The sequence below is a fragment of the Patescibacteria group bacterium genome (assembly GCA_028711655.1).
In the GTDB taxonomy this organism is placed as follows: Bacteria; Patescibacteriota; Patescibacteriia; order Patescibacteriales; family JAQTRU01; genus JAQTRU01.
The window spans coordinates 1-6707 of record JAQTRU010000047.1 but is presented as its reverse complement, the minus strand read 5'-3'; the positions used below and the strand labels follow the sequence as shown (position 1 = coordinate 6707).

The window sequence follows — 6707 nt, the reverse complement described above, 5'->3', positions numbered from 1 at the left end:
GAAATTTATGATTACTTTGCATAAGGGCGGAGAAGGAAATTATATTCTTTATGAAAAAGGCGCTCCGGAAAAATTATTGGAAAAATCGGAAGAATTTTACCATCAGGGCAAGCCGCGCAGGCTTGCAAAAGAGGAGAGGAAAAAATTAATGCGAATTTATGAGAAACTTACTTCCTCGGGATTGCGGGTTCTTGGAGTGGCTATTCGCGATTTAAGAGATTTGAAAGGGGAGGAGGAAATCCTTCAACAAGCCATACTTTCCGAAATCAAGCCGGAGGCCGGAAACGGGAAAGAAATAAATTGGCGGCAATTTGACCGGAATTTAATTTTTGTCGGCTTTATCGCCCTGAAGGATCCTTTGCGGCCGGAGACAAAGGAAACCATACAGATTTGCCGCCAGGCAGGAATCAGGCCGGTTATCATTACGGGCGACCATGCTTTAACGGCCCGGGCCATTGCCAAGGAAGTTGGAATAGAGGCAAAAGCCGAAAATATTATCACCGGCGAGTTTTTGGAAAAAATTGAGGACAAAAAATTGGAGGAATTGGTAAAAAAAATTGATATTTACGCCCGGGTAAGCCCGCACCATAAATTAAGGATTGTCAAAGCTCTGCAGGCCCGGGGCGAAGTCGTGGCTATGACCGGCGACGGGATCAATGATTCTCCCGCCCTGAAAGCGGCGGATATTGGCGTAGCTTTGGGCACAGGCACGGATATTGCCAAAGAAACTTCGGATATAGTGCTTCTGGACAATAATTTCAAAACCATAGTGGCGGCGGTTCTGGAGGGAAGGATTATTTTTTCCAATATCCGCAAGGTGATTACATATTTAATTTCTGACAGCTTTTGCGAGGTGATTTTAATCGCCGGTTCCGTGATTGCCGGCGCGCCCTTAGCTATTTTGCCTACCCAGATTTTGTGGATAAATATTGTCAACGACGGTTTGCCGAATTTTTCTCTAGCTTTTGAAAAAGGCGACAAAGGCATGATGACGGCAAAACCGGTGAAAAAGAAAGAGCCGATTATAAATAAAGAAATGAAGACAATTATTTTCGCCGCCGGTTTGATCCGCGATTTTTTCGTCCTGGCGATTTTTTATTATTTATTGAAGAATAATTTTGACATTGGCTATATCAGAACTCTTGTCTTTGCGGCTGTGGGCGTTGATTCTTTAATGTATATTTTCAGCTTAAGGAGTTTGGAACGGCCGATTTGGCGCCTTAACCCTTTTTCCAATTTATATTTGGTCGGGGCTGTTGCCGTTAGCTTGTTTTTGCTTCTGATCGCGATTTATTGGCCGCCTCTGCAATCAGTTTTGGCAACTTCCCCCCTTTCGGCAAATAGCTGGTTATTGGTTGTTTCCACCGGCCTTTTAAGCATCATAATGATAGAGATAATAAAGTATTACTCTGTGACCGCGAGAAGGGCGGAGGATTAGAAAAATGGATTATAAAAAATAACCCTCCTTACTTTTTGCGAGGCCGTTACGCCCCATAGAAATAATTTTTTTTGGTTTATCTTTGCGGAGAGCCGCGCAGTGTTTTTCGGGGGAAGGAGAGGGGTTTGGCAGACTGCCGGCCAAGGAGCCGGTGGCAGTTAACTAAAAATTGTGTTATGATAAACAAAAGAAGGAGCTTTTTTTCCAAAATTATATACAACCAGAAATTTTTGGCTTTGGTCGGCCTGGGTTTGGTTATTTTTATAAGCTTTCCTTTGGCCAAGAACGTGAGCAAGCGCTATCATTTGAACAGGGAAATAAAAGAGTTGGGCGAAGAAATTGCGGATTTTGAATCAAAAAATAAGGATTTAAAACAACTTATCACCTATTTGGAATCCGAGCAGTTTGTTGAGGAAAAAGCCCGTTTAAATTTGGGGCTAAAGAAACCGGGGGAAGGGGTGGTGATAATAAAGGATGATATTTCCACTACCACCGCGATTAGTCCCGGGCCAAAAGACAAGGGCGGGGCGGGCGATCTTTCCAACCTGCGCCGGTGGTGGAATCATTTTTTTGAAAAAAAAAAATAGAAGTCTTGAAAGATTTTTAATCTTTAAACATTTTGGAATATGGACAATAAGAGCGTTGACGGCATAAAAAAATTAAGCGGAGAAGAATTGGAAAAAGCGAGAAAAATCGTTTTGGATTCTATTGGGGAAACGGACAAACGAAAAACAGGGAAAAAAGAGAGCGGTTCCCCATTGTTTGCCGGGAAAAGGCTTGACGGAATTTCTCCCGGCGCCGCCCGCCCGGCCGTAAAAAAGGACATTGCCGCAACCGAAGAAAAAATAGCGGCCCCTTCCGCGCCGCTTCAGCCGGCTGTTATCAAAAAATCGCTGGCAAACGGAATCGCCCAAATAGAAAAAACAGCTGAAGAAGCCGGGGCAAAAGGGCAAAAATCCGCGCTCCCCGCAAGCGCGGTCCGGGAACGGGCGGGCGAAAAGGCGACGGACCGCCCGCTTCCTTCAGAACGAGGCGAGTCGCCAAAGCAGAAAAAGAAAAAAAATAAGGCAGAGGAAAAATCAAAGAAGAAAGAGGAAGAAAAGAAAAAAGAAATTAAAGAAGAAAAAAAGAAAGAGGCGGCCGAAAAAATAAAAATAGAAAAAGAAAAAACCAGGCGGGAAATACGGGAAATAAAAGAGCGGAAGAAATTGGCCAGGCAGATATGGCTGGCGAGGAAGAAAAAGAAATTATCAAAGTTAATGGGCAAGCTTTGGGAGAGTTTTTGCTTGGCTGGAAAAATTTTGATTTTTTCTTTCGTATTTTTTGTTGTTTCGGCAACTTTGCTTTATCTTGTTTTTTCTTTCCTTTTGCTGAAATTTAATTTAGACAATGAAATCAGCCGCCGAATAACAATTTACGCGCCGGTGCCGGCCGTTGTTACAAAGATTGGCTTTGTGGATTATTATGACTACAAAAAAATAATTAGCGAGTTGGGGCAAGAATCAAGCAATCGCGAGGAATTGGAACCGGCCGCCAGAAAGGCATTTATAGAGAAAATTTCTTTAGAAAGATTGTTAAAAAAATATGGCATTAGCTTCGCCGGCAGGCAGATGGAGGAGGTGGAGGAAGAAATAAACGCGCGGCTGGCGGCTGATAAAAAATTGAACGAAATTTCTTATAGCCGGATAAATAAGATAAAAGAACTTGTTGAGGCGCCGCAGACCGGCGAAAGTTTTGAAGAAATAGGGGAAAAGTATGGAGATGGACAAGGGTATATAGGCCAAGATAACGAATTTTTGCGGCTGGCTGAAAAAGTCAGAAGGCTTGAATCAGGGCAAATAAGCGAAATTATAATTACTGACAGGGGATATTATATTGTAAAAAAAGAAAACGAGAGACTGAAATATATTTTTGTGAAATCAATCACCCTTGATGAATATTTGGAGAAGATGTTAAGCGAATTAAGGGTTTGGGTTTTGGCAGATTAAAATAATAAAATAATATAAAAATATAAAAACGAAGGCGAGATTAGCGAATCTTGCCTTCGTTTCTTTTTTGAGCCGATGGTGGGACTTGCCCCGCCCCTCGCAAGGGGCGGGATGCCTTCCGCCAGAGGCGGACAGGCGCTCACACGCTCGGCAAACATATTTTATTTGAGCCGATGGTGGGACTTGAACCCACAACCTACGGTTTACGATACCGTTGCTCTACCAGTTGAGCTACATCGGCTTAATATAACTAAACTATATCCAAACGGGGGATTATGTCAATCGGCGGCTCTTCATAAGGATGAGCTTTTTTTATGGCCGTCACTACTTTTTCAACTAAATCTTTATGGCAAATCGTGGTGATTATTTCCTCTTCCACTTCTTCTAATTTTCCGGTTTGGCCAATGGCTGGATGGGCTCCTTTTTGCGGAATAAAACGACCAATGGCTTTGTATGAGCCGCTGCAAAATTTATATTTGCCTTGCTCTCCGGCGCCGACCCTGCCTATGGCTTCCCGGATTTTATTAGCCGACTGGCGCGGAACAGCTACCACAATTTTTACGTAATTTGATTCTTTAAGCATTTAGTTAACCCTTAACAGTTAAAAAGTTAATAGTTAACTGTTAATTGTTAATTGTTATTACCCGAGCGGGATATCAGAACCCGCCTACGTTAAAGCTATGGTCGCACGTTGCCATAGCTTTAGCGACGGCACGCGGGCAAGTCGAACCTGATTATGAGTTATAACGGCTTACAATCCGTAGTCCCGAGTACTCGGGACGAAGAATAGAGCGGGTAACGGGAATCGGACCCGTGCCTCAACCTTGGGAAGGTCGCGTACTACCATTATACTATACCCGCGAGTAATTCAAGATTTAAGATTTTAGATTGCCGATTTCAGATTTACAAATGGCGAATATTTAATTACTGGATAGTTTTGCCTAATGATTTTTTATGATATAATTATATTGTTATAATTAAAACTAGTCAAATAATCGGTTTTAACTGATGGTAAAAAACTATTTTAAAAAAACAGGAATAATAATGATACTACTGACCCTATTAGTTGGTAGTTTTGTTTTTGCCGGTGAAGAAGCGCGAATCGACCCCAATCAGTATTATTTTATAAACCTGGATAAAGCCACCATCGCCAAGGGTTATACGGTAACGTCTTTTGCCGATGAATTGAAGCTGTCTTTGGTGCCGGGGATATTATCCGAAGCCACGGGAGTTGATGTTGTTCAGATTAATGAAGATATGCCTTCGCCTTGGCAGTTGGACAGAATCAGCAATACCTATCAATTTGAATTCAGGAATAAGGCCGCTTACGACAATCATAAGCCGTTTTATATCCAGTTTTCTTATCAAGAAGATTCAGACGATTATAAGCAGGTCTTTTTTTATGATAAGAATTTTTCTTCCTGGCGCCCGTTGCCGACCAGGGATTATCCGGAAGAAAAATTTGTGAGGTCTTTAATCCACCTTCCTTTTGCCCGGATTGCGGTTTTTTCTAATCCGGAGGTTCCGGTTACCGGCCGGGCCAGCTGGTATGCCTATAAAAATGGAAATTTTGCCGCTTCCCCGGATTTTCCCAAGGGTTCTAAATTGCGGGTTTACAATACGGATAATAACAAATTTGTGGATGTGGAGATTAATGACTATGGGCCGGACAGAAACCTCCACCCCGATCGCGTGATTGATTTGGATAAAGTCGCTTTTGCCAAAATTGCCTCCCTGCGGGACGGAGTAATTAACGTCAGGATAGAGCCTCTCCGGGTCGCGCCCGACACTTATGGCAAAATTTTAGGAATAGCCCAAACCGGGGCAACGCCGGAATTGGCCATTGCTTCCAAATCAGCCATTGTCATGGACGAAGACAGCGAAGAGGTGCTTTGGGGGAAAAACGCCACTACCACTCTGCCCTTGGCCAGCCTGACAAAATTAGTGGCGATTAAGGTTTTTTTGGATACCCGGCCGAGCTTGGACAAAGTTGTGACTTACAGAATTCAGGATGAGGAATTTAATTACCAATACTGCAATAAATGGGAATCAGCCAGGATAAATTTGAAAGACGGGGACACTTTAACGATTGAGAATTTAGTTTATTCGGCTTTAGTCGGTTCGGCCAACAATGCCATTGAAACCCTGGTGCGAGCAAGCGAAATGCCCCGGGACGATTTTATAAAAAAGATGAATGAGGCGGCAGTTGGCTGGGGGGCGGTTTCAACCCGTTTTGTTGAACCAACCGGCCTGTCTCCGGAGAACGTGAGTTCCGCCCTGGATTATGCTATAATAACCAAAAGGGTGTTTACCCATCCGATTATAGAGAAGGCCAGCGTTGCCAAAGAATACAGGTTTTCCACCCTTAATACAAAAAAAGCCTATCGTTTGGTAAATACCAATAAATTGTTGGCAGTAAATAACGGTTTTGCCATTACCGGGTCAAAAACCGGATATTTGGACGAAGCCGGCTACTGCCTGATGATTAGGGCCAAGGCTGGTAATCGGAAATTAATTGTTGTCACTTTCGGAAATAATACCAGGGATGGCAGCTTTATGGAAACCGGAGACCTTATTAAATACGTCGCGAAAAAAATAATAAAATAGTTACAAATTACAAATTCTTTACAAATTTTACAAATAATAAATGAAGACGGCTTTGCAATATTTGTAAATTTGGGGTAGATTTGTGAATTTGTAATTTGAATATGATTAAGCTTCTAAATATTTCAAAAATTTACCATCCTGACATAGCCGCTTTAAAAGACGTTAATTTGCATATTAAACCGGGAGAATTTGTTTCTATTGTCGGTCAGTCCGGCACGGGCAAGACCACTATGGTAAAAATTCTAACCGGGGAAGAAAAGGCTTCAAACGGCCGAGTCTTAGTCGGCGGCTGGGACATTACCAATATCGGCCAGAGGGAAGTGCCTTGGCTGCGCCGGCAAATCGGGGTTATTTTTCAGGATTTTAAGCTTCTGCCCAAAAAAAATTTGCGGGAGAATGTTTCTTTCGCCCTAGAAGTTTGCGGCAGCACGCCGACAAAGATGGGCAGCATTGTGCCGCAGGTGATGAAAATAGTCGGTTTGGAAAACAAGCAAGGCCGTTATCCCCATGAAGTTTCCGGCGGGGAACGGCAGCGGGCGGCCATTGCCCGGGCCTTGGTCCACCGGCCTAAAATACTTTTGGCCGACGAACCGACCGGCAATCTTGACTCCATTAACGCTAATGAAATAATTGAATTGCTTCTGCGGATAAATCGGTTCGGCACGACCGTGGTT

6 protein-coding genes and 2 tRNA genes are annotated in these 6707 nt (G+C 43.2%); 5 read left to right on the top strand and 3 right to left on the bottom strand.

Annotated elements, in window-relative coordinates:
* From PHQ42_04880 to PHQ42_04870, 3 genes are all read left to right on the top strand, one after another.
* Nucleotides 1-1438: HAD-IC family P-type ATPase (locus PHQ42_04880; protein ID MDD5072035.1), on the top strand; the 1438-nt coding region annotated here is incomplete at its 5' end.
* 176 nt (nucleotides 1439-1614) lie between these two features.
* The gene (locus PHQ42_04875) at nucleotides 1615-2025 is read left to right on the top strand and encodes a septum formation initiator family protein (protein ID MDD5072034.1); all 411 of its coding nucleotides are present in this window, start codon (nucleotides 1615-1617) and stop codon (nucleotides 2023-2025) included.
* A 39-nt stretch (nucleotides 2026-2064) separates the two neighbouring features.
* On the top strand, nucleotides 2065-3426 hold the full coding sequence (locus tag PHQ42_04870) for a hypothetical protein (protein MDD5072033.1): 1362 nt from the start codon (nucleotides 2065-2067) through the stop codon (nucleotides 3424-3426).
* 168 nt (nucleotides 3427-3594) lie between these two features.
* On the opposite strand, the gene PHQ42_04865 is transcribed toward PHQ42_04870, so the two are convergent.
* From PHQ42_04865 to PHQ42_04855, 3 genes are all read right to left on the bottom strand, one after another.
* Nucleotides 3595-3667, bottom strand: a tRNA-Thr gene (locus PHQ42_04865).
* A gap of 9 nt (nucleotides 3668-3676) precedes the next feature.
* Nucleotides 3677-4009, bottom strand: coding sequence for a hypothetical protein (locus tag PHQ42_04860; GenBank protein MDD5072032.1), 333 nt, complete (start codon nucleotides 4007-4009; stop codon nucleotides 3677-3679).
* Nucleotides 4010-4216: 207 nt separating this feature from the next.
* Nucleotides 4217-4287: transfer RNA gene (locus tag PHQ42_04855), tRNA-Gly, on the bottom strand.
* A gap of 147 nt (nucleotides 4288-4434) precedes the next feature.
* Here PHQ42_04855 and PHQ42_04850 point away from each other — a divergent pair.
* Nucleotides 4435-6033 (top strand): RlpA-like double-psi beta-barrel domain-containing protein, encoded by a 1599-nt coding sequence (locus PHQ42_04850; GenBank protein MDD5072031.1) that lies wholly within the window; start codon nucleotides 4435-4437, stop codon nucleotides 6031-6033.
* Nucleotides 6034-6134: 101 nt separating this feature from the next.
* Nucleotides 6135-6707: ATP-binding cassette domain-containing protein (locus tag PHQ42_04845; protein ID MDD5072030.1), on the top strand; the 573-nt coding region annotated here is incomplete at its 3' end.

Coding starts and splice junctions, on each gene's coding strand:
- PHQ42_04860 (MDD5072032.1), bottom strand. CDS start 4,009: ATGCTTAAAGAATCAAATTACGTAAAAATTGTGGTAGCTGTTCCGCGC.
- PHQ42_04875 (MDD5072034.1), top strand. CDS start 1,615: ATGATAAACAAAAGAAGGAGCTTTTTTTCCAAAATTATATACAACCAG.
- PHQ42_04870 (MDD5072033.1), top strand. CDS start 2,065: ATGGACAATAAGAGCGTTGACGGCATAAAAAAATTAAGCGGAGAAGAA.
- PHQ42_04850 (MDD5072031.1), top strand. CDS start 4,435: ATGGTAAAAAACTATTTTAAAAAAACAGGAATAATAATGATACTACTG.